Genomic DNA, 23,592 nt, shown 5'->3' with positions numbered 1-23,592 from the left:
ACGTCAGCAACGAGCCACGGGGGTGGCGGGATGTCGATGCGCACGCTGTTCAGCGGTGAGCTGTGGGTCCAGCAGGGCCGCTTCCAGGTGGAGAGCCACGCGCGGGAGGGCCGGACGGAGGGCTCGGGCGGGCGGCCGCGCGCGAGCTTCGCGGGCCAGCGCAACGGGCTGTGCGGCGCGGCCTGGCCCGGGTCCCTGCTACTCGTGACCGGACTCCGCACGGGCTCGGTCGGCCTCACCGTCGAGCGTCACGAGGGGCCGCCCGCGGTCGACGCGGTCTGGGAGGAGGTGGTGGAGGCGTCCTTCACCCCCGCCTCGGAGGTCACGCGGCTGGTGGCGCGGGCCGGGGAGCAGGTGTGGCCGCTGTGGCTGGAGCCCGTTCCCCACCGGGTCCGGTACTGCGCCCGGGGCATGGAGGAGGCGCGACGGGCGGACACGCGGCTGCGCGGCCAGCCCACCCTCGACCACTATCTCCTCCAGTTCTGGCCCGTCGCCGGCGCGGCCGAGCCGGACGGCGTGGTGCGGCAGACCAGCGGCGCCGCGGCGCGTCGGCACGGCTTCGCCCGCCGGCTGCCGGCGCCGGCGGGATCTCCCCGCGGACGGCTGGCCCGGTTCCGGGAGCGCGGCGTCGCCTCCGGCCTGTTCGCTCTCGATCCGGCGCTGTGCGAGTCCGTCGGGGCGGCCGGTCCGGTCGCCCAGCGCGGCATCGCGCGGTGGGCGGCGCGGCGGGCGTGCGCGCGGGCCGGCATCGCCGGGCTGGACTGGATAGCCCCGTCGCTGGCGGCGCTGGAGAGCGGCGCCGCGCTGCCGGAGCCGCTGGACGACACCGAGCGCACCTGGCGGCTGCTGTGGGACGACGAGCGGGTGCCGCGCACCACGGTCCGGCCGCACGACGGGCGGGCGGGAGTCATCTCGCAGCAGGCAGCCGCGATCCCCGCCGTGTGGGGCGCGGCGGAGGCCGATCCGCTCCGGGCGGCGCTGGAGGCGCTGCTCGCGGCGGTGGCGACGTACGGGGTGGAGTGTCCCGCGCTGCTGCGTGAGGTGCGCCGGGCGTTTCCCGTGACGGCTCGGCCGGTGTAGGTCCTGGCCGGGGCGGCGGAGCGGGTGGCGGCCGGACCCACGTCTGCCGCGGTGGCCAAGTGGACGGAGCGATTGCTCCGTGGCGGAGCGTGCCCGCCACACCGGGCGGGACCTAGCCTGCTGCCGTACGCCACTCCCTTCGTCTTCGTACCGAGGAGTCCCCCGATGAACCAGACGAGCGCCATGACCGATCCGTCAGGACTGTCCGGAGGGCCGTCGCTGCCGCAGGAGCGGAAGCTGGTGACCGAGATCCCCGGGCCGAGGTCGCGGGAGCTGGCGGCGCGCCAACGGGCGGCCGTGGCGGCCGGAGTGCCGACCATCACCCCCGTCTTCGCCCAGGCCGCCGGCGGCGGCGTCGTGGTCGACGTGGACGGGAACTCACTGATCGACTTCGGCTCCGGCATCGCCGTCACCTCGGTCGGCAACAGCGCGGAGGCCGTGGTGCGGCGCGCCTCGGCGCAGCTGGCGCGCTTCACCCACACCTGCGCCATGGTCGCGCCGTACGAGGAGTACGTGGCGGTCTGCGAGGAGCTGGCGCGGGTGACCCCCGGCGACCACGCGAAGAAGTCCGTGCTGCTGAACTCCGGCGCCGAGGCGGTGGAGAACGCGGTGAAGATCGCCCGGTACGCGACGGGCCGCCAGGCGGTGGTCGTCTTCGAGCACGCGTACCACGGCCGCACCAACCTCACCATGGCCCTGACCGCGAAGGACATGCCGTACAAGCACGGCTTCGGCCCGTTCGCCCCCGAGGTCTACCGCGTGCCGACGGCGTACCCGTACCGCTGGCTGACCGGCGCCGAGCGGTGCGCGGAGGAGGCGGCGGAGCAGGTCATCGAGAAGATCACCAAGGAGGTCGGGACGGAGAACACCGCGGCGATCCTCTTCGAGCCGCTGCTGGGTGAGGGCGGGTTCATCGAGCCGGCCAAGGGTTTCCTGCCCCGCATCGCCGCCTTCGCCGCGGAGCACGGGATCGTCACCATCGCCGACGAGATCCAGTCGGGCTTCTGCCGCACCGGCCAGTGGTTCGCCTGCGAGGACGAGGACGTCGTTCCCGACCTGGTCACCCTGGCCAAGGGCATCGCGGGCGGCCTGCCGCTGGCCGCGGTCACCGGCCGCGCCGAGCTCATGGACGCCGCGCACGCCGGCGGCCTCGGCGGCACCTACGGGGGGAACCCAGTGGCCTGCGCCGCGGCGTTGGGCGCGATCGAGACGATGCGGGAGCTGGACCTGGCGGGCCGCGCGCGGCGGATCGAGGAGGTCATGAAGCCGCGGCTGCGGGCGATGGCGGAGCGGCTTCCGCTGATCGGCGAGGTGCGGGGGCGGGGAGCCATGCTCGCGATCGAGCTGGTCCGCCCGGGCACCAAGGAGCCGAACGCGGCGGCGACGGCGGCCGTGGTGGCCGCGTGCCACCGCGCCGGCCTGCTCGTGCTGAGCTGCGGCACGTACGGCAACGTCCTGCGCTTCCTGCCGCCGCTCGTGATCGGCGAGGAGCTGCTGAACGAGGGGCTGGACGTGCTGGAGGAGGCGCTCGCCGGGGTGTGAGGCGGGAGGCACACGCGGACCGGCGCCGGCCGCGGGACGCGGGGCGCCGGTCCGCGTGGGCGCCGTGCCGAACGTGCCGGCGGAGTTGTTGGAGAAGCTGCGCGGATGTGATGCGGATACGGCGACGGCCGCTCCGGTTCTGCCGCTCCTGTCGTACCGTCGGTGACGGCCGCGGAAACCGCCAGACTTCCGCGCCGCCGCGCAGTTCTCCTCTCACGACCGGCCGCCCGCCCCACACCCCCTGGGGCGCGCGGCCGTCCGACGTTCCCGGCCTCCGCCGCCCGCGGGCGTCCTCGTCCGGCCCACCCTCTCCGGCCCGTCAGGCCGTGGCGCATCCCGGTCAAGGCCATGGGACCCGGGGTCAGGCGACGAGGCCCGGGGTCAGGCGTTGATGCCGGGGCCGTCCTCCCCGCCGCCGTCGCCGCCTCCCGCGCCGCCCGGCCCCGGGACGGTGAAGACCCAGTACGAGAGCTCGTGGTCCTCTCCCGGCGCGAGGTCGATGCCGAGTTCCTCGGTGCCGCCGGGGACGGTGACGGTGTAGGTGACGGTGTCCGTCTCGCCCGGTGCCACCGCGCCCGGCTCCGGGCTGCTGCGGCGCACCTCCCCGGAGTCGAGCCGGTCGCCGTCGGCATGGGCGACGAGCTCGCCGTCCTGGAGGTCCACGGACTCGTCGCCGTCGTTGGTCATCTCGGCCGTCACCGTCACGAACGCGCCGTCCGCCGAGGGCTCGGGCGCCGTCACGACCACGACGAGCCCGTCCTCGTAGAAGACCGTGTCGCCGTCCTCGGCGAAGACGTCCGAGCCGGCCTCGGACTCCACCTCGATCGGCTGCGAGGACCAGACGAGGAGCACCACGCTGAGCACCGCGCCGAGCGCTGTGGCGCCAGCCCCCGTCCAGACGCCGCCGAGTGCGGCGACACGGTTCGTGGCCTCGCCGCTGCGGGTGCGGCCGAGGCCGGCGATCCCGAGGCCGAGCGCCAGCACGCCAAGCACGAGCGCGATCGGACTGAGGACGAAGGTGCAGCTCAGCACGGCGCCGATGATGCCGACGACCAGGGCCGCGGTGCCCAGTTCGTTGCGGGGCAGCCAGCCGCCACCGGGCCAGCCGCCCCCCGGGTGGCCGGGCGGCGCCGGATGGCCGACCGGCCCGCCGACGGCGGGACCGACGCCGGTCAGCGGGCCGACGCCGGCGCCGACACCGGGCACGCCGGCGCTCGGCGGAACGCTCGTCGGGACCGAGCCCGTGGGAACGCCACCCGCGGGAGCGGCACCCGCGAGGGTCGCCCCCGGGTGGCCCTGGCCGGGCACCGAGCCGTCGCCGGGCCGCCGTACCTGCGGCGGGGGCTGCCACGAGGGTTCCTGCCCCTGCTCCGGGGCCCGGAACGGGTAGGGCTGTTGCTCGCCGGACACCTGACCTCACTACCTCCGCGATCGTTGGCCCTCACCTTACGGCCCGCGCGCCACCCTGGCGTGGTCCCCCGCCTACCATGGGCCCCGGCACCGACACCCCTGGAGGCCCCCGTTGTCCGTCTCCGTCACCCCCGCCGAACCCCACGGCGCCGACGCCGACGAGCTGACCACGTTCATCGCCGGCCTGCCCAAGGCCGAACTCCACGTCCACCACGTGGGCTCCGCCTCGCCCCGGATCGTCGCACGGCTGGCCGCCCGCCACCCCGACTCCCCCGTCCCGAAGGACCCGGCCGAGCTCGCGGAGTACTTCACCTTCCGCGACTTCGCCCACTTCATCGAGATCTACCTCTCCGTCGTCGACCTCGTCCGCGACGCCGAGGACGTGCGGCTGCTGACCTACGAGGTCGCCCGCGACATGGCGCGCCAGCAGATCCGCTACGCCGAGCTGACCGTCACCCCCTACTCCTCCGTGCGGCGGGGCATCCCCGAGGTGGCGTTCGTGGAGGCCATCGAGGACGCCCGGCACGCGGCCGAGCGCGAGCTGGGCGTGGTGCTGCGCTGGTGCTTCGACATCCCCGGCGAGGTCGAGTCGGACGCGGCGGCCGAGCTGACCACGCGGATGGCGGTCGACCTGGCGCCCGAGGGACTGGTCGCGTTCGGCCTCGGCGGGCCGGAGATCGGCATCCCCCGGGGCCGCTTCGCGCCCTACTTCGACCGGGCGCTGGCCGCCGGCCTGCGCAGCGTGCCGCACGCGGGCGAGACGACGGGGCCGCAGACGGTGTGGGACGCGCTGACCGAGCTCCGGGCGGAGCGGATCGGACACGGCACGAGCGCGGCGCAGGATCCGAGGCTGCTGGCGCACCTCGCCGAGCACGGCATCCCGCTGGAGGTCTGCCCCACCTCGAACGTCGCGACGCGGGCCGTGGCCTCGATCGAGGAGCACCCGCTGGCGACCGTGGTGGCGGCCGGGGTGCCGGTGACGATCGGCAGCGACGACCCGCCGATGTTCGGCACCGACCTGAACACCGAGTACCGGGTGGCGGCACGGCTTCTCGGGCTCGACGCCGCCGGCGTCGCGGCGCTCGCGCGAAGCGGCGTGCGGGCCTCGTTCCTGGGCGAGCCGGAGAAGGCACGACTCGTCCGCGAGATCGACGACTACCTGGCCTCGTGGCAGGGCTGACCGTCGTCGGGCACCGGGGGGACCCGGTCCGGGCGCGGGAGAACACCCTGGCCTCCTTCCGCGCCGCGATCGCCGCCGGGGCCGACGCCGTCGAGCTGGACGTGCGCACCACGCGGGACGGGGTGCCCGTGGTGCTGCACGACCCGACGCTGCGGCGGCTGTGGGGTCACGACCGACCGGTGGCGGAGCTGACGGCCCGCGAGGTGGCCGAGGTGACCGGTGGGCGGGTCCCGACGCTCGCCCAGGCGCTGGCCGTCACCGCGTCGGTGCGCACCCTGGTCGACCTGCCCGAGCCGTCCGCCGCGACCGCCCGCGCCGCGGTGGCGGCCGTGCGTGAGGCCGACGCGACCGGGCGGGTGTACTACTGCGGGGACCCGGCGGCGCTGCGCGCGGTGCGCGCGACCGACGAGGACCGCGACCACCGGGGGAACGGCCACCACCGGGGAAGGGGCGACGGGCGGGACGAGGGCGGGGCGGACCTCCGGCCGGCGGAGATCGCACTCACCTGGAAGCGCACCGCGCCACCCCGCCCCTCCCTGCTGCGGGACCTGAGCCCACGGTGGCTCAACTACCGCTTCGGCCTGGTCGACCGCGACACCGTGGCCCACGCCCGTGACGAGGGATACCTGCTGTCCGTGTGGACCCCCGACAGCGGCGCCGCCCTGCGCCGCCTGATGGCGCTGGGCGTGGACGCGATCACCACCAACCGGCCCCTGAGGCTGCGAGGACTGCTGACGCGCCGTTGAGCCCGGAGGTCGCCCCCGGGCCCAACGGTCGCCGCCGTCCGCGTTCCGGCACCGCCGCGGTGTGCCACGGTGCCGCAGCACCGCGGTGCCGGAACGCGTGCGGTCAGGCGCGGGTCACAGCGCCGTCATCACGTGCTTGACGCGGGTGTAGTCCTCCAGGCCGTAGGAGGAGAGGTCCTTGCCGTAGCCGGACTTCTTGAAGCCGCCGTGAGGCATCTCGCCGACCAGCGGAATGTGCGTGTTGATCCAGACGCACCCGAAGTCCAGCGCCTTCGACATCCGCATGGCGCGCCCGTGGTCCCTGGTCCAGACCGAGGAGGACAGCCCGTACTCCACGCCGTTGGCCAGCGCCACGGCCTCCTTCTCGTCGGAGAACGACTGCACCGTGATGACGGGCCCGAAGACCTCCTGCTGGATGATCTCGTCGTCCTGGCGGCAGCCCGTCACCACGGTGGGGGCGTAGAAGTACCCCTCCTCCCCCACGCGGTGGCCGCCGGTGGTGACGGTGGCGTGGGAGGGCAGCCGCTCGACGTAGCCGGAGACCTTCGCCAGCTGGTCGGGGTTGTTCAGCGGGCCGTAGAAGCAGTCGGGGTCGGTGACGTCCCCGGTCTTCAGGTCCGCGGCCGCCTTGGTGAGGGCGGCGACGAAGTCGTCGTGGACGTCGGCGTGGACCAGCACGCGGGTGGCCGCGGTGCAGTCCTGGCCCGCGTTGAAGAAGCCCGCGTCGCGGATGCCCTCCACCGCCGCGGCCAGGTCGGCGTCCTCGAAGACGACGCAGGGCGCCTTGCCGCCGAGCTCCAGGTGCACGCGCTTGAGGTCCTTCGAGGCGCTCGCGGCCACCTCCGTGCCCGCCCGCACCGAGCCGGTGATCGAGACCATCGCGGGGGTGGGGTGCTCCACCATCAGCCGGCCGGTCTCGCGGTCGCCGCAGACGACGTTGAACACGCCCGGTGGCAGGATCTCGCCGAGCAGGCCGGCGGCGAACACCGCCGAGGCGGGGGTCGTGTCGGAGGGCTTGAGGACGACGGTGTTGCCCGCGGCGATGGCCGGCGCGAACTTCCACACCGCCATCATCAGCGGGTAGTTCCACGGCACGACCTGGGCGCAGACGCCGACCGGCTCGCGCCGCAGGAAGGACGTCATGCCCGCCATGTACTCCCCGGCGGACTTCCCCTCCAGCATGCGCGCCGCGCCCGCGAAGAACCGGATCTGCTCCAGCATCATCGGCAGCTCCTCCTGCCGGGTCAGCTCCAGCGGCTTGCCGGTGTTCTCGCACTCCACGGCGAGCAGCTCGTCGGCGTGGCGCTCGAAGGCGTCGGCGATCCGCAGCAGGGCGAGCTGCCGGTCGGCCGGCGTCGCGTCGCGCCAGGCGGGGAACGCGGCCTCGGCGGCGGCCATGGCGGCGTCGACCTCCGGGGCGCGGGAGAGCGGCGCGGTGGCGTAGACCCGGCCGGTCGTCGGGTCGACGATGTCGGTGGTCGCGCCGTCGGAGGCGTCGCGAGGCTCCCCGTCGACGACGTTGTGCAGCCGTCGCGGCTCGTCTGGGTTTCCTGTGGTCACGGCACCCTCCCGCGTCTCGTTCGCTCGTCGGTGAACGACCCAACCCTATGCCCCGGGCGGGCCTCGGCAACATGCCCAGCGGCGAACATCGGTTCGCCTGAGCGACAGGTTACGGGAAGAAGACCGCGTTCTGGGCCCGTCTCATGGAGATCCTTCGAATCCTGGGCGGTGGGTGCCGCCCGTACGGAGGAACCTGGCGCGAGGACGGCCGAGTCGGCGGGCGCGGGCGCGGGAGCTGTGCCAGCTTGGCACGCACGGACCAAGGGACCGACGGAACACCGGACCGACGGAACACCGGACCAACGGACGACCGACCAGCGGACAACCGAGCACGGACCAGTGACCCACTCCCCCGGCGGCTCTCCCCTCTCGCCGGGGCTTCAGTGGCGAGACGAGCGGAGGTGCCCGACCACCATGGCCCCAGCCGACACCAGGGCGGAGAAGAGAAGGGCGCGCAGAAAGCGGGCGGACCGCACGCGGACCGAAGGGACGACCGGCGACGGGACGACGACGTCCGAGGCGACCTCCGAGACGATGTCCGAGACGATGTCCGACGCGACGGCCACCGACCCGGCCACGGACCCGGCCACCCCCGACGCGACCGCCGCCGACGGGACGGCGACCGGAGGGCCGGCGGCCGAAGGGGTGACGGCCCCGGCTGCACACCCCGGAAGGGCCGACGACGGCCCCGGGGACGAGGCCCCGCCCCACCCCGCGACCGAGGGCGACGGCGACGGCACCGGCGCGGCACCCCCCGACGACGACGTGCTGTGGGCCCGCGACCTCCACTACGCCCACCAGGGCTCGCCCGCGCTGCTCGGCATCTCCCTCGGCGTGCGGAAGGGCGAGATCCTGGCCGTCACCGGCCCCCGCGGCGCCGGCAAGACCACGCTGCTCGCCTGCCTCTCCGGACACCTGCCACCCCAGCGCGGCGAGGTGTGGTTCGACAGCGTCCCCCTCCACAGCCTCGCGCCCGAGGCCCGCGAGCGCCTGCGCCGGGACCGTTTCGGCTGGGTCGGCGAGGCGCCCCACCTCGTTCCGGAGCTGACCGCCTGGGAGAACGCCGCCCTCCCGCTGCTGATGGCCGGCGCCGCGCACCGCGAGGCCCGGCGCGCCGCCCTGGAGTGGCTCGAACGGCTCGACGTCGGCGACTGCGCCCGCCACCGGCCGGCCTCGCTCTGCCAGGCGCAACGGCAGCGGGTCGCGATCGCCCGCGCGCTGGTCCACGGCCCCGAGGTGCTCCTCGCGGACGAGCCGACCGCCCCCCTGCACCAGTCCGACCGCGCGCAGGTCCTGCGCACCCTGACGACGGCCGGCCGCTCCCACGGCATCACCGTGGTGCTGGCCAGCCACGATCCCGAGGTGGCCACCCTGGCGGACCGCACCCTGACCCTCGTCGACGGCCGCGCCAGCGGCGAGACGGCGGCAGCCCCATGCTCGCTCTCCGCCTAGCCCGCGGCCTGCGCCCCTGGGCGTTGGGCCGCCGCCTGCTGTTGACCGGCGGGGCGGCGGGTGTCGGCTTCCTGCTGCTGGCCGCCCTCGGCTACGCGCTGGCGCACCCGGGCGACGGCGGCGCGGCGGCGTTGCGCCTGGCGTGCTGCGCGGTGCCGCTGGCCGCCACCGTGCAGCTGGCCGTGGCGGTGGGCCGGGCCGACCCGGCCGTGCACTCCCGCTCCGGCCTGGCGGCGGCGGGCCTCGGCCCGGCCCGGGTCCCGACGCTCGCGGCCACCTCGACGGCGCTGGCCGGGCTGCTGGGCAGCGTGCTGGCCCTGCTCGCCTTCCTGCTCCTGCGCGGCGACTTCTCGGGCCTGCCCGGCCTCGGCGGCCTGGGCGGCGCGCTCGACGAGGCGTCGGGCGGCGCGCTGGCCGGCGGCCGGCCGCTGCCGCTGCCCGCCGTCGTGACGCTCATGGCGGTCGTCCCGACGGTCGCCGCCGTGGCCACCGGGCTGTCGCTGCGCCCACGGCCCGACGTCTCCCCGTCCCCGCCGGGACCGGTGGGGACGGGGCGTGGGGAGGCGGCGCCGGCCGAGCCGCCGGTCCCCGCGCCCGGCGGGCTGCCGTGGGGCACCGCGCTGACGACGGCCGGGGTGGCGCTGAGCGTCTACGCGGCGCCGGGCGGCGCGGCCGCCTCGACGCTGGCGCTGCCGGGCGCGCTGGCCACGGTCACGCCCGGCATGGCCGGCGGCTGGCTGCTGGTCACGGCGGGCGTCGTGACGGCGGCGCCCGACCTGACGTACCGGTGTGGCCGGATGCTGGCCGCCGGGCGGCCCGGGGCGCGGCGGCTGCTGGCCGGGCGGTCACTGCAGCACGAGGCGGTGCGGCTGGGCCGCCCGCTCGGGGCGTTGACCGCCGCGACGGCCGCGCTGCTGGCGGCGTTGCGGCTGGAGGGCCCCGGCCTGTTCGGGCCGCTCGGCGTGGTCGGGGCCACGGTGGTGGTGGCCTGCCTGCTCGGCACACTCGGGGCCGCCGTGGCGCAGGCGCGGGCGGAGCGCGGCGACACCGTGGCGGCGTTGACACGGCTCGGCGCCTCGCGCCGGCTGCTGCGCGGGGTGGCCACGCTGCGGCTGTGCGTACTGGTGCCGGGCTTCGCCGCGCTGGCGTGGCTCGCGGCGGAGCTCATCCTGCTGCCGGTGGGAGCGTGACCACCTCGGCGGGGTCCACGACGACGCCGACCCGCGTGTCGTCGGGCGGGGCCGACCGTGGCGGGCAGGTGGCCTGGAGCTCGGGGCCGCGCTCCGGCGTCAGGAACAGCACGAGGTGGTCGCCGCGGAAGGTGCGGGCGCGCACCGTGCACCGCACCGTCGCCGCCTCGTCCTCGGGGCTGGTCAGCGCGAGGCCCGAGGGACGTATCAGCAGCTGGTGACGGCCCGACGGGGTGCCGGCCGGCACCGGCACCGGACCCCAGGGGGTGTCGGCCACGCGGCGGGACGCGCCGTCGGCGGCCCCGTCGGCCGCGCTGTCGGCGGCGCCGTCGCCCTCCCCGACCCGGGCCTCGGCGAGGTTGTGGAAGCCGAGGAAGCGGGCGGTGGCCGCGTCGGCCGGGCGCTGCCACACCTCGGCGGGTGTGCCGCTCTGCGCCACGCGGCCCTCGCGCATCACGACGACGCGGTCGGCCAGCGCGAACGCCTCGCCCTGGTCGTGGGTGACGGCCAGCACCGTGGTGCCCAGCCGCCGGAAGAGCTGCCGCAGCTCGACGACGAGCCGCTCCCGCAGGGTCCGGTCGAGGGCTCCCAGCGGCTCGTCGAGCATCAGCAGCCGCGGCCCGGGGGCCAGGGCCCGCGCGAGCGCGACCCGCTGCTGCTCGCCGCCGGAGAGGGTGGCGACGGCACGGCGCTGCGCGCCGGGCAGCCCCACGAGGTCGAGCAGCTCGGCGACGCGCCGCGTGACCTCCGCCCGGGGGGTGCGACGCACCCGCAGCCCGAAGGAGATGTTGCCCGCGACGTCGAGCTGCGGGAAGAGCTGGTGGTCCTGGAACATCAGGCCCACGCCACGGCGGTGGGCGGGGACACCGGCCTGGTCCCGGCCGGCGAGCCGTATCGCCCCGCCGTCGACGGGCGTCAGGCCCGCGACGGCGCGCAGCAGCGTGGACTTGCCGCTGCCGCTGGGTCCGAGGACGCAGACGGTCTGGTGCTCGGCGACGGCGAGGTCGACGGCGTCGAGCGCGGTGTGGCGGGGGCGGTCGAAGCGGACGGTGACCCCGTCGAGCTCCAGCAGCGGCGCCTGACCCGGGTCGCGCGTGGTTTCCGCCATGGTCACACCACCTCCGCGGTCCGGAGCGGACGAAGACGTTCGAGGAGCAGGAGGGTGACGGCACACAGCGCCATCAACAGCGTGCTGAGCGCCATCGCCTGCCCGTAGTTCAGCTCTCCTGCCCGGCCCAGTAGCCGGGCGATCGCCACCGGCAGCGTGGGCGCGTCGGCGCGGGCGATGAAGACGGTGGCGCCGAACTCGCCGAGGGAGACGGCGAAGGCGAAGCCCGCGGCCACGAGCACGCCCCGCCGCACCAGCGGCAGGTCCACCTCCCGCCAGGCCCGCAGCGGCGACGCGCCGAGGACGGCGGCGGCCTGCCGCAGCCGGTCGTCGATGGCCCGCAGCACGGGAAGCAGTGTGCGGACGACGAACGGGACGGCGACCAGGGCCTGGGCCAGCGGCACGATGACCCAGGAGGAACGCAGGTCGAGCGGCGGCTCGTCGAGGGCGATGAGGAAACCGAAGCCCACGGTGACGGCCGAGGTGCCCAGCGGCAGCATCAGCAGGGCGTCGACGCCGCGCAGCCACGGGCCACGGCGGCGGGCGAGCGCGGCGGCGGCCAGGCCGCCCACGACCACGGCGATGACGGTGGCGAGCGCGCCGTACCGCAGGGAGGTGCCGACGGCCTCCCAGGGCGCGACGAGGAACGAGCCGCCGTCGGCGGAGGCGAGCGCCCGGTAGTTGCCCAGGCCGTAGCCGCCGGAGACCGACAGCGAGCGCTCGACCAGGACCGCGATCGGCAGCAGGAGCAGCACCGCCACGACCGCGAGCACGCCCGCCAGCAGGCCCCACTCGCCCGCTCCGCGCGGCCGGTGGGAGGTGCGGGCCGGGTCGGTCAGCGCCAGCGTCGCCTCGGTGCGGCGGGTCACGAGGGCGTGCCCGGCCAGCAGGGAGGTGACGACGGCGAGTTGGAGCAGGGTGAGGACGGCGGCCGTCGGCAGGTCCAGCAGCTGCGCCGTCTGCCGGTAGATCTCCACCTCCAGCGTGGCGAAGCGGGGGCCGCCGAGGATCTGGATAGTGCCGAAGGAGGTGAAGGTGAAGAGGAAGACCAGCAGCGCGGAGGCGACGACGGCGGGCGCGAGGGCGGGCAGGGTGACGCGGCGCCAGGCGGTGAACGGGCCCGCGCCCAGCAGCCGCGCGGCCTCCTCCTGCCGGGGGTCCAGCTGCGCCCACAGCCCGCCGACCATGCGGACGACGACGGCGTGGTTGAAGAAGGCGTGGGCCAGCAGGATCGCCCAGACGCTGGTGTCCAGCCGCACACCCCAGGCGTCGTCCAGGAGCCCGCCGCGGCCCAGCAGCGCCAGGAAGGCGGCGCCCGTGACGACCGTGGGCAGCACGAACGGCACCACCACCACGGCGTGCAGCAGGCGCTTGCCGGGGAAGTCCAGGCGCGCGACGACGTAGGCGGCGGGCAGCGCGAGCGCGAGGGTCAGGGCGGTGGAGGCGGCGGCCTGCCAGACGGTGAACCACAGCACGGCGAGGGTGTCGGGGTCGGTGACCACCTCGGCGGCCCGCCCCAGCTGCCACGCGCCGTCGACGCGCAGCCCGCGTCCCGTGACGGCCGCGACGGGGTAGGCGAAGAAGACCGCGAGGAACGCCAGCGGCACGGCGAGCAGCGCGAGCCGGACGGCCGCGCCGCGCGCCGCGGCCCGACGGGCGGCGGCGCGTCGCGCCGCCGGGCCCCGCTCCTGCGCCTCCCGCTCCTTCGCCTCCCGCGGGGTCACCGCAGCACGATGGAGGACCACGCGTCGATCCACTCCTCGCGGTGGTCGGCGATCGTCTGCGGGTCGAGCGTGTGAGGGTCCTCGACGGGCTCGATGTACGTGCTGTACTCCTCGGGCAGCTCGGCCTCCGGGTTCACCGGGTTGACGAACATCTGCAGCGGCATGTCCTCCTGGAAGGGGCGGCCGAGCAGGAAGTCCAGCAGGGCACGTCCTCCCTCGGGGTTGTCTGCGCCGGCCAGCAGCCCGGCGAACTCGATCTGCCGGAAGCAGGTGCCGGTGGACACGCCGGTGGGAGCCTGCTCGGGCCACTCCTGCCGCGAGAGCTCGGCCAGCGGCGGGTCACCGTAGACGACCTCGACGGGCGGGCTGGAGGCGTAGGAGACGACCAGCGGCCGGTCGCCGCCGTTCCCCGCGCCGGAGAACCGCTCGTTGTACGCCTGCTCCCAGCCGTCGACGACCTCGACGCCGTTGTCCGACAGCCGCTCCCAGTAGTCCTGCCAGCCGTCCTCGCCGAAGGCGGCGACCGTGGCGAGGAGGAAGCCGAGACCGGGCGAGGAGGTCGCGGGGTTCTCGACCACCAGCAGCTCGGCGTAGGCCGGGTCGGCGAGGTCGTCGAGGGTCCGGGGCGGGTCGAGGTCGCGGTCGGCGAGGGCGGCGCGGTCGTAGTTGACGCAGATCTCGCCGGTGTCGACGGGGGTGACGCGGTGCTCTCCGGCGTCGAGCTGGAGCTCCTCGGGCACCGCGTCGAGGCTGGCCGCGCGGTGCGGCGTGAACAGCTCGGCGTCGAGGGCGCGCGAGAGGAGCGTGTTGTCGATCCCGAACAGGACGTCGGCCTGGGGGTCGTCCACGGTGAGGATCGCCTGGTTGACCATGACCCCGGCGTCGCCGCCCTGGAGCAGGTTCACCGTGTACCCGGTCTCCTCGGTGAAGTGCTCCAGCACGGCGTCGGAGACGAGGAAGGAGTCGTGCGTGAGGAGGGTGACCTCGCGGGCGTCGCCGCCCGAGCCGTCCGGGCCGCCGCCCTCGTCCCCGTCGCCGGAGCCGCAGGCGGTGAGCGCGGCGAGCGAGGTCAGGGTGAGGACAACGGCGGTGGCGAGTTGGTGGGTGCGCGTCATCGTGCTGCGAGCTGCTTTCTTCGCGAGGGCAGGCGCGCGGGACGCGACACGAGAGAGGATCCGAACTTCCTACCCAGCATGACCTGGGCGAGGTTCGAGGGTCTGCGGCCCGTTGCCGCACTCTCAGCGCTGCGAGCGCTCCCCTGTCGGAACTGTGTTCGGGCCCACGATAGCAGCCCGCGCTCCGCCGCCCCTCAGCGCGCGGAGGCGGCGAGCTGCCCGCAGGCCCCGTCGATCTCCTGCCCGCGGGTGTCGCGGACGGTCACCGGCACGCCGTGTGCCTGGAGACCCGCGACGAACGCCGCCTCGTCCTCGGGGCGCGAGGCGGTCCAGCGCGAGCCGGGCGTCGGGTTGAGCGGGATGAGGTTGACGTGGGCGCCGTGGCCCCTGACGAGGCGGCCGAGCAGGTCCGCGCGCCACGCCTGGTCGTTGACGTCGCGGATCAGGGCATACTCGATGGAGATCCGGCGGCCGGAGCGCTCGGCGTAGGACCAGGCCGCGTCCAGCACCTCGCGGACGGGCCAGCGGGTGTTGACGGGGACGAGGGTGTCGCGCAGCTCGTCGTCGGGGGCGTGGAGCGAGACCGCGAGGCGGCAGCTGAAGCCCTCGTCGGCGAGGCGGTGCATGGCGGGGACGAGGCCCACGGTGGAGACGGTGATGCCGCGCTGGGAGAGGCCGGCGCCGTCGGGGTCGGGGTCGGTGAGGCGGCGGATGGCGCCCACCACCCGGTTGTAGTTGGCCAGGGGCTCGCCCATGCCCATGAAGACGACGTTGGTCAGCCGGGCGGGACCGCCCGACACCTCGCCGTCGCGCAGCGCGCGCATGCCGGCGACGATCTGGTGGACGATCTCGGCGGTGGAGAGGTTCCGGTCGAGGCCGGCCTGGCCGGTGGCGCAGAACGGGCAGTTCATGCCGCAGCCGGCCTGGGAGGAGACGCACATCGTGACCCGGTCCGGGTACCGCATCAGCACCGACTCCACGAGCGTGCCGTCGTGCAGCCGCCAGAGCGTCTTGCGGGTGGCGCCGTCGTCGCAGGCGACGTGGCGCACGACGCTCATCAGGCTGGGCAGCAGCTCGCCCGCCAGCCGCTCGCGCACGGCGGCCGGCAGGTCCGTCAGCTCGGCGGGGTCGTCGGTGAGCCGCGTGAAGTAGTGCCGCGACAGCTGGCGGGCGCGGAACGGCTTCTCGCCCAGCTCGGCGACGGCCGAGCGGCGCTCGGCGGGGGCGAGGTCGGCGAGGTGGCGCGGCGGGCGCGCGGCGCCGCGCGGCGCGACGAAGGTGAGCTCTCCAGGTGCAGGCATGACCCACCCAGTCTCGCAGACGCGGACGGGTGGTGGTGGCCGGCGCCGATCAGCCGGCACCGATCAGCCGGCTCCGACGAAGATCACGAGCAGCAGCCAGGCCACCGGCGCGGTGGGCAGCAGCGAGTCGAGCCGGTCCATGATGCCGCCGTGGCCCGGCAGCAGCGTGCCCATGTCCTTGATGCCGAGGTCGCGCTTGATCATGGACTCGCCCAGGTCGCCGAGCGTGGCGCTGGCGGCCACCGCCAGGCCCAGCAGCAGCCCCTGCCACCACACGCCGTCGTCGATCAGCAGGTGCATCGCGACCGCCCCGGCCGCCATCGCGAACAGCACGGCGCCCGCCAGCCCTTCACGGGTCTTGCCGGGGCTGATGCGGGGAGCGAGCTTGTGCCGGCCGAGCCGCCACCCGACGGCGTAGGCCCCGGTGTCGCTGACCACCGTCAGGAGGATGAAGGTGAAGACCCGCCAGGCCCCGTCGTCCGCCATGAGCATGAGGGCGACGAAGGTGGCGAGGAAGGGCACGTAGAACACGGCGAAGACGCCGGCGGTGACGTCCCGCAGGTAGTTCTCCGGCGGCCCCGCGATGCGCCACAGCGCGACGCCGAGCGCCGTCAGCGCCGTCGCGGTCCACGCGGCGTCGGCACCGCCCGCGTAGCCGGCGACGACCATGGCGGCGCCGCCCAACGCGAGCGGCGGCAGGGGCAGCCGGATCGCCTTCCGCTCCGCGAGGCGGGCGGTGAGCTCCCAGAGGCCGACGACCACGGCGACCGCTATGACGCCCACGAACGCCGGCTTGTAGACGAAGAGTGAGACGAGGACGAGTGCGCCCAGGGCCAGGCCGACACCCACCGCCGCGCGCAGGTCACGGCCCGCGCGCTTCCTCACGCGGGGGGCCTGGGCGCGGGGAGCCTGGGGAACGCCGACCGGCGGGCCGGGCTGCGGCGTCGGCACGCCACGCGCGGCGTCGTCGGACGGGCCGGGGCCTGCCCCGGGTGCCGTGGGGGGGGTGGGCGCCATAGGCCGAGTCTGCGACGAGTTCCCCGAATCGCGCAGCGGACCCGCCGGGGCGACGCTGGCGCGCTGCGCCGGTCCCCAGGATGATTCGTTCACAGGTGACAGAGTCCTCGTGGTCAAGCGGGTGCCGGCCTCAGACCTCCAGCAGCTCGGCTTCCTTCTGCTTGAGCAGCTCGTCCACCTGCGCGACGTACTTGGCCGTCGTGTCGTCGAGCTCCTTCTCGCCGCGCCGGCCCTCGTCCTCGCCGACCTCGCCGTCCTTGATGGCCTTGTCGATGGCCTCCTTGGCCTTGCGACGCACGCCACGGATCGAGATCTTGGCGTCCTCGCCCTTGGAGCGGGCCACCTTGATGAACTCGCGGCGACGCTCCTCGGTCAGCTCGGGAAGCACCACCCGGATGACGTTCCCGTCGTTCGTCGGGTTGACGCCGAGGTCGGAGTCGCGGATCGCCTGCTCGATGTTGCGCAGCGAGCTCTTGTCGAAGGGGGTCACGACGGCCATGCGGGCCTCGGGAACCGCGAAGGACGCGAGCTGGTTGATGGGGGTCATCGTGCCGTAGTACTCGGCCACGATCTTGTTGAACATCGCCGGATGGGCACGGCCGGTGCGGATCGCGGCCAGATCCTCCTTGGCGACCACGACCGTCTTCTCCATCTTCTCCTCGGCCTCGAGGAGGGCTTCTTCGATCACCACGTGCTCCTGGTTCGATGTGTGAGGCGGGCGCTCGTCCACGCGGTCACGCCCGCCGCCCCTGGTTGTTCACGAGTGTGCCGATCTTCTCACCCTTTACCGCACGGGCGATATTGCCCTCCGCCAGCAGCTCGAACACCAGGATGGGCAGTCCGTTGTCGCGGCAGAGCGTGATGGCGGTGGAGTCGGCGACCTTCAGGTCCCGGGTGATGACCTCGCCGTAGTCGAGGGCGTCGAAGCGCACGGCGTCGGGATTGGTCGCCGGGTCGGAGTCGTAGACGCCGTCCACGCCGTTCTTGCCCATCAGCAGCGCCTCGGCGTCGATCTCCAACGCGCGCTGTGCGGCGGTGGTGTCCGTGGAGAAGTACGGCATGCCCATGCCGGCGCCGAAGATGACCACGCGGCCCTTCTCCAGGTGGCGGACGGCCCGCAGCGGGATGTACGGCTCCGCGACCTGGCCCATGGTGATGGCGGTCTGCACCCGGGTCTCGATGCCCTCCTTCTCCAGGAAGTCCTGGAGCGCCAGGCAGTTCATGACCGTGCCGAGCATGCCCATGTAGTCGGAGCGGGCGCGGTCCATGCCGCGCTGCTGGAGTTCGGCGCCGCGGAAGAAGTTACCGCCGCCGATGACCACGGCGAGCTGCGTGCCGGCACGCACCACCGCGGCGATCTCACGGGCCATCGCGTGCACGACGTCCGGGTCGACGCCCAGTCCTCCGCCGCCCGCGAAGGCTTCTCCCGACAGCTTCAACAGGAAGCGCCGGGTCTTGTCGTCGTTGTTCATGGAGCTCTCCTCGTGCACGCGCGAAGGAGGCCACTGCCTGCGGGCGGGGTGCCGAAGCACCCCGGCCCGGCGACGCGCGGTGTCCCTGCTCGGCAGTGGCCTCCTCGTCACAACTGCGGGTCGCCGGGTGGCGGGACCCGGTCGGCACCCGGCTGGCGCCCGACCGGGCGTGCGGCCCTGGTGCCGTGCCCGACAATAGCGGGCCGGGCCCGTTCCGCCGCCGACGGCACGGAGCGGAGAGACCTTACGGCTTCAGCCCTGACGATCGTCCGGGGACGGTCAGGAGCCGACGCGGAAGCGGGCGAAGCTGGTGAGCGTCGCGCCCGCCTCCGTCAGGACCTTCTGCACGGTCTTCTTGTTGTCCTTGGCGAAGGGCTGGTCCAACAGCACGTTCTCCTTGAAGAAGCCGTTGACCCGGCCCTCGACGATCCGGGGGAGGGCCGCCTCGGGCTTGCCCTCCTCCTTCGCGGTCGCCTCGGCGATGCGGCGCTCGTTCTCGACCACGTCGGCGGGAACGTCCTCACGGGTGAGGTACGCCGGCTGGAAGGCGGCGATGTGCTGCGCCACGTCCTTGGCGACCTGGGCGTTCTCCGCCTCCAGCGCGACCAGGACGCCGACCTGCGGGGGCAGGTCGGGCATGGTGCGGTGGAGGTAGGAGGCCACGTATCCGCCGGTGAAGCGGGCGAAGCGGTCGAGCACGATCTTCTCGCCCAGCGTCGCGTTCGCCTCGTCGACGAACTGCTGCACGGTCTTGCCGGGCTCGATCTCGGAGGCGAGCAGCGTCTCGAGGTCGGCCGGGGCCGTCGCGAAGACGTGCTCGGCGACGGCGGCCGCGGCGGCCTGGAACTTCTCGCCCTTGGCGACGAAGTCGGTCTCGCACTTCAGCTCGACCAGCACACCGGAGGTGGCGTCGTCGGCGATGCGCGCGACGACGGCGCCGTTGGACGCGGTGCGTCCCTCGCGCTTGGCCACGCCCTTCTGGCCCTTGACCCGCAGGATCTCGACGGCCTTCGCGACGTCGCCCTCGGCCTCGTCCAGCGCCTTCTTACAGTCCATCATGCCGGCGCCGCTGAGCTCGCGGAGCTTCTTGACGTCGGCGGCGGTGAAGTTCGCCATGGTTACGTGATTCTCTTCCGTCCCGGATTGTCGTGTGGATCGGCGTCCGTGACCGGCCTCAGCCCTGCTCGGCGGGGGCGTCCTGGCCGGTCTCCGCCTCGGGCTGCTCCGCGGCCGGGGCCGCCTGCTCCTCGCCCTGCTCGGCGGGGGCTGCGGACTCGGCGGGGGCTGCCGACTCGGCGCCCTGCAGGAGCTCGCGCTCCCACTCCGGCAGCGGCTCGGCCGCCGCGGCGGCGGGCTTCTCGCCCTCCTTCGCCTCGGCGGCGCCGGAGCGGGCGATGAGGCCCTCGGCGACGGCGTCGGCGATCACGCGGGTGAGCAGCGTGACGGAGCGGATCGCGTCGTCGTTGCCCGGGATCTTGTAGTCGACCTCGTCGGGGTCGCAGTTGGTGTCGAGGATCGCGACGACCGGGATGTTCAGCTTGCGAGCCTCGCCGACGGCGATGTGCTCCTTCTTGGTGTCCACGATCCAGACCGCGCTGGGCACCTTCTGCATGTCGCGGATGCCGCCCAGGGTCTTCTCCAGCTTGGCCTTCTCCCGGGAGAGGACCAGCAGCTCCTTCTTGGTCAGACCGGAGGCCGCGACGTCGTCGAAGTCGATCTGCTCGAGTTCCTTCAGGCGCTGGAGCCGCTTGTGGACGGTCGAGAAGTTCGTGAGCATGCCACCCAGCCAGCGCTGGTTGACGTACGGCATGCCGACCCGGGTCGCCTGCTCGGCGATGGCCTGCTGGGCCTGCTTCTTGGTGCCGACGAACATGACGGAACCGCCGTGCGCGACGGTCTCCTTGACGAACTCGTAGGCGCGGTCGATGTACGACAGCGACTGGAGCAGGTCGATGATGTAGATGCCGTTGCGCTCGGTGAAGATGAACCGCTTCATCTTCGGGTTCCAGCGGCGGGTCTGGTGCCCGAAGTGGACGCCGCTCTCCAGCAGCTCCCGCATCGTGACGACGGCCATGGCCGTTCTCCTTGTGATGCTCGGTTGTCCGCGCCGCCCGGCCGGACGGCGCTCCTGACGCCCCGACGCGTCGTACCGCGGAGCTCCCGGCCTCCGTGGGGAGGCCACTCCGGGGACCGAGTGACGCGACCTCCGCGGCGCCACGGACGTGGCCGTTGCGCCGAGGTGGCGGGGCATGCGAGGTCGATCCGGGGGTCCGGATCGCCACCAGCAGTGTACGGGACCGGGTGAGGCCGGGGCGACCAGCGGACGGTCGCAGGGGCGGGGCACCAGGCGTCCCCCACACGGGTGACGGAGTTGCGCACAGGCCCCGGGTTCTCCACCGGTTCGCCCACCCGCACCCCACCCCCGTCACGATGGGTCACTCTGAGTGACGGAGGTGATCCGGATGAACGGGCGAGGTGCGCTCGGACGGTTCGGCGAGCGGGTGGCCGCGCGGTGGCTGTGCGACCTGGGCATGACGATCCTTGAACGGAACTGGCGGTGCCGCGCGGCCGGCGCCGCCGGGGTCGCCGGGGTCGCCGGCGAGATCGACATCGTGGCCCGGGAGGAGGGGCGGGAGGGCGCGCTGGTGGTGTGCGAGGTGAAGACCCGACGGGCCACCTCCTACCAGCAGCCGATGGCGGGGCTCGCGCCCCGCCAGTCGCGACGGCTGCGGGAGCTGGCCCAGCGCTGGCTGTGCGAGCGGTGGCTCGTGGAGCACGGCGCACCCCCGGCGGGAGGGGTCAGGATCGACCTGGTCGGGATCGTGCTGCCGCTGCGGGGCGGCCCGGTGGTGGAGCACGTCAGGGGGGTGGCGTGATGTCGTTCGCCCGCACCTGCGCGGTCGCGCTCGTCGGTGTCGAGGGGGTGGTGGTCGAGGTCCAGGCCGATCTGGAGCCGGGGGTGGCGTCGTTCTCCCTGGTGGGCCTCGCCGACAAGTCGCTGAGCGAGAGCCGGGACCGGGTCAGGGCCGCGGTGATCAACTCGGGGGCCGAGTGGCCGCAGAAGAAGCTCACCGTCGGGTTGAGCCCGGCGGCGGTGCCCAAGTGCGGCAGCGGCTTCGACCTGGCCGTCGCGTGCAGCGTGCTCGCCGCGGCCGAGCGGATCGACCCGCGGTCGATCGCCGAGCTGATGATGGTCGGTGAGCTGGGGCTCGACGGGCGGGTCAGGCCCGTGCGCGGGGTGCTCCCCGCCGTGCTCACCGCGGCCGGCGCCGGATACAGACACGTCGTCGTCCCCGAGGAGGCCGCCGCGGAGGCGTCCCTGGTGCCCGACGTCTCGGTGCTGGGCGTGCGCAGCCTGCGCCAGCTGATCGCGCTGCTGGCCGACGAGACGGTGCCCGAGGAGCCGGCGGACGAGCGCCGTGGTGGTGACGACGGGGAGGACGGCGTGCCCGGCCTGCTCGGCGCGGGTTGGGGTGTTCCGCAGTCCGCCGGGCTCTTCCAGGCGCCGCACGCCGAGGCGCGGCACGCGCCCGACCTCACCGAGGTCGCCGGGCAGCGCCTGGCGCGGCGGGCGTTGGAGGTCGCGGCGGCGGGGCGCCATCACCTGCTGTTGCAGGGCGCCCCCGGTGCGGGCAAGACGATGCTCGCCGAGCGGCTGCCGGGACTGCTGCCGCCGCTGACGCAGCGGGAGGCGCTGGAGGTCACGGCCGTGCACTCGGTGGGCGGTGCCCTGCCCGCCGGCAGGCCGCTGATCGACCGCGCCCCGTACTGCGCCCCGCACCACTCCGCGTCGATGGCCGCGCTGGTCGGCGGTGGCAGCGGGCTGCCGCGGCCCGGCGCGGTGTCGCTGGCCCACCACGGGGTGCTGTTCATCGACGAGGCTCCCGAGATGAGCCGCCAGGTGCTGGACGCGCTGCGCCAGCCCCTGGAGTGCGGGCACGTGGTGGTCGCGCGGGCCGCGGGGACGGTGCGTATGCCTGCCCGGGTGCTGCTCGTGCTCGCGGCCAACCCCTGTCCCTGCGGCCGTCACGGCTCGGCCGGCGGGGAGTGCGAGTGTCTCCCGAGCACGGTCCGTCGGTACCGGGCGAGACTGTCGGGCCCGTTGCTCGACCGCGTGGACCTGCGCGTGCCGGTGGAGCCCGTGGCACGGGCGGAGCTGGTCTCCGGGACCGTCGGCGAGGCGACGGCGGTGGTGGCGCAGCGGGTGCTGGCCGCCCGCGACCGGGCCGTCGCGCGGTACGCCGGCACGCCCTGGACGTCGAACGGCGAGGTGCCGGGGCACGAGCTGCGCTTCCGCTTCGCGCCGGTGCCGTCCGCCCTGGCGCGCGCCGAGCAGGATCTGGAGCGGGGGCTGCTCACCGCTCGGGGCCTGGACCGGGTGCTGCGGGTCGCCTGGACCGTGGCAGACCTCGCCGGACACGATCGGCCGACCGCCGACGACGTGGACGCCGCGCTGGAGCTGCGCACCGGCGTGCGACGCGGTGCCGGTGTCCTCGGGAGCCTGCCGTGACGCGCGACGTGGGCGTGGAGGAGTCGCCGGAGGTGTGGGAGACGCGGCGGGCACGGGCGGCGCTGGCGAGGATCGTCGAGCCGGGCGACGAGCGGGCGGGGCGGTGGCTTGAGGAGCTGGGCCCCGTGGCGGTGTGGCGGGCGGTGCGGGAGGGCGGGCAGCCGCTGGCCGGCGCCTCGGCGCACCGCTGGGCGGGGATGCGGCTGCGCGCGGAGCGGACCGACCCCGACCGGGACCTGGCGGCGATCGCTCGGCTCGGCGGCAGGTTCGTCTGCCCCGGCGACGGGGAGTGGCCCCGCCAGCTGGACGACCTGGGGGCGTCGAGGCCGATCGGGCTGTGGGTGCGCGGGCCGTGCTCGCTGCGGCTGGTGGCGCTCCGCTCGGTCGCCCTGGTCGGCGCCCGCGCCTGCACGGACTACGGCGCCCACGTCGCGGCCGAGTTGGGCGGCGCGCTGGCCGAGCGCGGCTGGACCGTGGTCTCCGGCGCGGCGTACGGCGTCGACGGCGCGGCACACCGGGGGGCCCTCGCGGTGGGAGGCGCCACGGTGGCGGTGCTGGCCTGCGGGGTGGACGTCGACTATCCGGCGGGCCACGGCGAGCTGCTGCGGCGGATCGCCGCCGACGGCCTGCTGGTCGCGGAGCTGCCTCCGGGGGCGCATCCGGCACGCAGCCGCTTCGTCCAGCGCAACCGTGTGATCGCCGCGCTGACCCGCGGCACGGTCGTGGTGGAGGCCGCGCGACGGAGCGGCTCGCTCATCACCGCGCGCCACGCGGAGCGGTTGGGGCGGCACCTGATGGCGGTCCCGGGCCCGGTCACCTCGGGTCTGTCCGCCGGCGCGCACCGCCTGATCCGCGAGCACGCCACGCTGGTGAGTGACGCCTCGGAGATCGTCGAGCTCACCGGCGCGATGGGGGAGGTCGCCGAGGAGCCGGCCCGGCCCGTGGTGCCGAGGGACCTGCTGGCGCGGGAGGCCGCGCAGGTGCTGGACGCGCTGCCCGCGGTCGGCGCGCGGGACGCGGAGGAGCTGGCGCGGGGCGCCTGTTCCAGCCCGGAGGCCGTCACGGCTCGGCTGCACGAGTTGAGCTCCCTCGGCTTCGTCGAACGTGTGGGCGATCGCTGGCAGTTGTGCCGGTGAACCGACACACGGCCGGGTTGACGCCCCGTGGCCCCCCACGGGCGCACCA

The 23,592-nt window shown here is 74.8% G+C and carries 20 protein-coding genes; 9 read left to right on the top strand and 11 right to left on the bottom strand.

The genetic code is table 11. The features are described 5' to 3' along the window. Nucleotides 1–30: 30 nt before the first annotated feature. Both ACTWP5_RS16175 and gabT read left to right on the top strand, forming a co-directional pair. Nucleotides 31–1,080: a hypothetical protein gene (locus ACTWP5_RS16175; RefSeq protein ID WP_443221646.1), complete on the top strand. Its 1,050-nt coding sequence runs from the start codon at nucleotides 31–33 to the stop codon at nucleotides 1,078–1,080. 165 nt (nucleotides 1,081–1,245) lie between these two features. Continuing rightward, the gene (gabT, locus tag ACTWP5_RS16170; protein WP_443221645.1) at nucleotides 1,246–2,622 is read left to right on the top strand and encodes a 4-aminobutyrate--2-oxoglutarate transaminase; all 1,377 of its coding nucleotides are present in this window, start codon (nucleotides 1,246–1,248) and stop codon (nucleotides 2,620–2,622) included. Between the two features lie 381 nt (nucleotides 2,623–3,003). Here gabT and ACTWP5_RS16165 read toward each other — a convergent pair whose 3' ends face one another. Then, nucleotides 3,004–4,032 (bottom strand): hypothetical protein, encoded by a 1,029-nt coding sequence (locus ACTWP5_RS16165; protein WP_443221644.1) that lies wholly within the window; start codon nucleotides 4,030–4,032, stop codon nucleotides 3,004–3,006. 112 nt (nucleotides 4,033–4,144) lie between these two features. On the opposite strand from ACTWP5_RS16165, the gene ACTWP5_RS16160 reads away from it, so the two are divergent. Beyond that, entirely contained in the window at nucleotides 4,145–5,212 is a 1,068-nt protein-coding gene (locus ACTWP5_RS16160; protein WP_443221643.1) for an adenosine deaminase, read from the top strand. After that, nucleotides 5,200–5,958 (top strand): glycerophosphodiester phosphodiesterase, encoded by a 759-nt coding sequence (locus tag ACTWP5_RS16155; RefSeq protein ID WP_443221642.1) that lies wholly within the window; start codon nucleotides 5,200–5,202, stop codon nucleotides 5,956–5,958. Before ACTWP5_RS16160 ends, ACTWP5_RS16155 begins: the two co-directional genes overlap by 13 nt. Before the next feature lie 114 nt (nucleotides 5,959–6,072). Here ACTWP5_RS16155 and ACTWP5_RS16150 read toward each other — a convergent pair whose 3' ends face one another. Then, nucleotides 6,073–7,518, bottom strand: a complete 1,446-nt coding sequence (locus ACTWP5_RS16150; protein WP_443221641.1) for a gamma-aminobutyraldehyde dehydrogenase — start codon at nucleotides 7,516–7,518, stop codon at nucleotides 6,073–6,075. A 765-nt stretch (nucleotides 7,519–8,283) separates the two neighbouring features. On the opposite strand from ACTWP5_RS16150, the gene ACTWP5_RS16145 reads away from it, so the two are divergent. Continuing rightward, complete coding sequence (locus ACTWP5_RS16145) at nucleotides 8,284–8,970, top strand: ABC transporter ATP-binding protein (RefSeq protein ID WP_443221701.1); 687 nt, start codon at nucleotides 8,284–8,286, stop codon at nucleotides 8,968–8,970. Then, nucleotides 8,952–10,160, top strand: a complete 1,209-nt coding sequence (locus ACTWP5_RS16140; protein WP_443221640.1) for a hypothetical protein — start codon at nucleotides 8,952–8,954, stop codon at nucleotides 10,158–10,160. The genes ACTWP5_RS16145 and ACTWP5_RS16140 overlap by 19 nt, the downstream gene beginning before the upstream one ends. Here the strand turns inward: ACTWP5_RS16140 and ACTWP5_RS16135 are convergent. The 9 genes from ACTWP5_RS16135 to rpsB form a co-directional block, all read right to left on the bottom strand. Further along, complete coding sequence (locus tag ACTWP5_RS16135; protein ID WP_443221639.1) at nucleotides 10,135–11,268, bottom strand: ABC transporter ATP-binding protein; 1,134 nt, start codon at nucleotides 11,266–11,268, stop codon at nucleotides 10,135–10,137. The genes ACTWP5_RS16140 and ACTWP5_RS16135 overlap by 26 nt on opposite strands. Before the next feature lie 2 nt (nucleotides 11,269–11,270). Continuing rightward, entirely contained in the window at nucleotides 11,271–12,884 is a 1,614-nt protein-coding gene (locus ACTWP5_RS16130; protein ID WP_443221700.1) for an ABC transporter permease, read from the bottom strand. 104 nt (nucleotides 12,885–12,988) lie between these two features. Then, on the bottom strand, nucleotides 12,989–14,107 hold the full coding sequence (locus ACTWP5_RS16125) for a thiamine ABC transporter substrate-binding protein (RefSeq protein ID WP_443221638.1): 1,119 nt from the start codon (nucleotides 14,105–14,107) through the stop codon (nucleotides 12,989–12,991). 194 nt (nucleotides 14,108–14,301) lie between these two features. Beyond that, nucleotides 14,302–15,408, bottom strand: coding sequence for a 23S rRNA (adenine(2503)-C(2))-methyltransferase RlmN (gene rlmN / locus ACTWP5_RS16120; protein WP_443221637.1), 1,107 nt, complete (start codon nucleotides 15,406–15,408; stop codon nucleotides 14,302–14,304). Between the two features lie 63 nt (nucleotides 15,409–15,471). Then, a complete protein-coding gene (locus tag ACTWP5_RS16115) occupies nucleotides 15,472–16,518 on the bottom strand; it encodes a phosphatidate cytidylyltransferase (protein WP_443221636.1) in 1,047 nt (348 codons plus the stop codon). A 37-nt stretch (nucleotides 16,519–16,555) separates the two neighbouring features. Further along, on the bottom strand, nucleotides 16,556–17,113 hold the full coding sequence (frr, locus tag ACTWP5_RS16110) for a ribosome recycling factor (protein ID WP_443221635.1): 558 nt from the start codon (nucleotides 17,111–17,113) through the stop codon (nucleotides 16,556–16,558). Between the two features lie 46 nt (nucleotides 17,114–17,159). After that, nucleotides 17,160–17,897, bottom strand: a complete 738-nt coding sequence (pyrH, locus tag ACTWP5_RS16105) for a UMP kinase (RefSeq protein ID WP_443221634.1) — start codon at nucleotides 17,895–17,897, stop codon at nucleotides 17,160–17,162. 279 nt (nucleotides 17,898–18,176) lie between these two features. Continuing rightward, nucleotides 18,177–19,013, bottom strand: a complete 837-nt coding sequence (gene tsf, locus ACTWP5_RS16100; protein ID WP_443221633.1) for a translation elongation factor Ts — start codon at nucleotides 19,011–19,013, stop codon at nucleotides 18,177–18,179. Nucleotides 19,014–19,071: 58 nt separating this feature from the next. Beyond that, on the bottom strand, nucleotides 19,072–19,971 hold the full coding sequence (rpsB, locus tag ACTWP5_RS16095; protein ID WP_443221632.1) for a 30S ribosomal protein S2: 900 nt from the start codon (nucleotides 19,969–19,971) through the stop codon (nucleotides 19,072–19,074). A 388-nt stretch (nucleotides 19,972–20,359) separates the two neighbouring features. On the opposite strand from rpsB, the gene ACTWP5_RS16090 reads away from it, so the two are divergent. Genes ACTWP5_RS16090 through dprA form a run of 3 tightly spaced genes read left to right on the top strand, consistent with a single transcriptional unit; the run spans nucleotide 20,360 to nucleotide 23,543 of the window. Further along, entirely contained in the window at nucleotides 20,360–20,773 is a 414-nt protein-coding gene (locus ACTWP5_RS16090) for a YraN family protein (RefSeq protein ID WP_443221631.1), read from the top strand. Continuing rightward, a complete protein-coding gene (locus tag ACTWP5_RS16085) occupies nucleotides 20,773–22,407 on the top strand; it encodes a YifB family Mg chelatase-like AAA ATPase (protein WP_443221630.1) in 1,635 nt (544 codons plus the stop codon). The genes ACTWP5_RS16090 and ACTWP5_RS16085 overlap by 1 nt, the downstream gene beginning before the upstream one ends. Continuing rightward, on the top strand, nucleotides 22,404–23,543 hold the full coding sequence (gene dprA, locus ACTWP5_RS16080; protein ID WP_443221629.1) for a DNA-processing protein DprA: 1,140 nt from the start codon (nucleotides 22,404–22,406) through the stop codon (nucleotides 23,541–23,543). Before ACTWP5_RS16085 ends, dprA begins: the two co-directional genes overlap by 4 nt. The last annotated feature ends 49 nt before the right edge of the window (nucleotides 23,544–23,592 follow it).

This window comes from Streptomyces sp. 4N509B, assembly GCF_052245655.1.
Lineage (GTDB): Bacteria > Actinomycetota > Actinomycetes > Streptomycetales > Streptomycetaceae > Streptomyces.
Note: the sequence above shows the minus strand (reverse complement) of the source record. Positions and strands in the feature narration are given on the sequence as shown.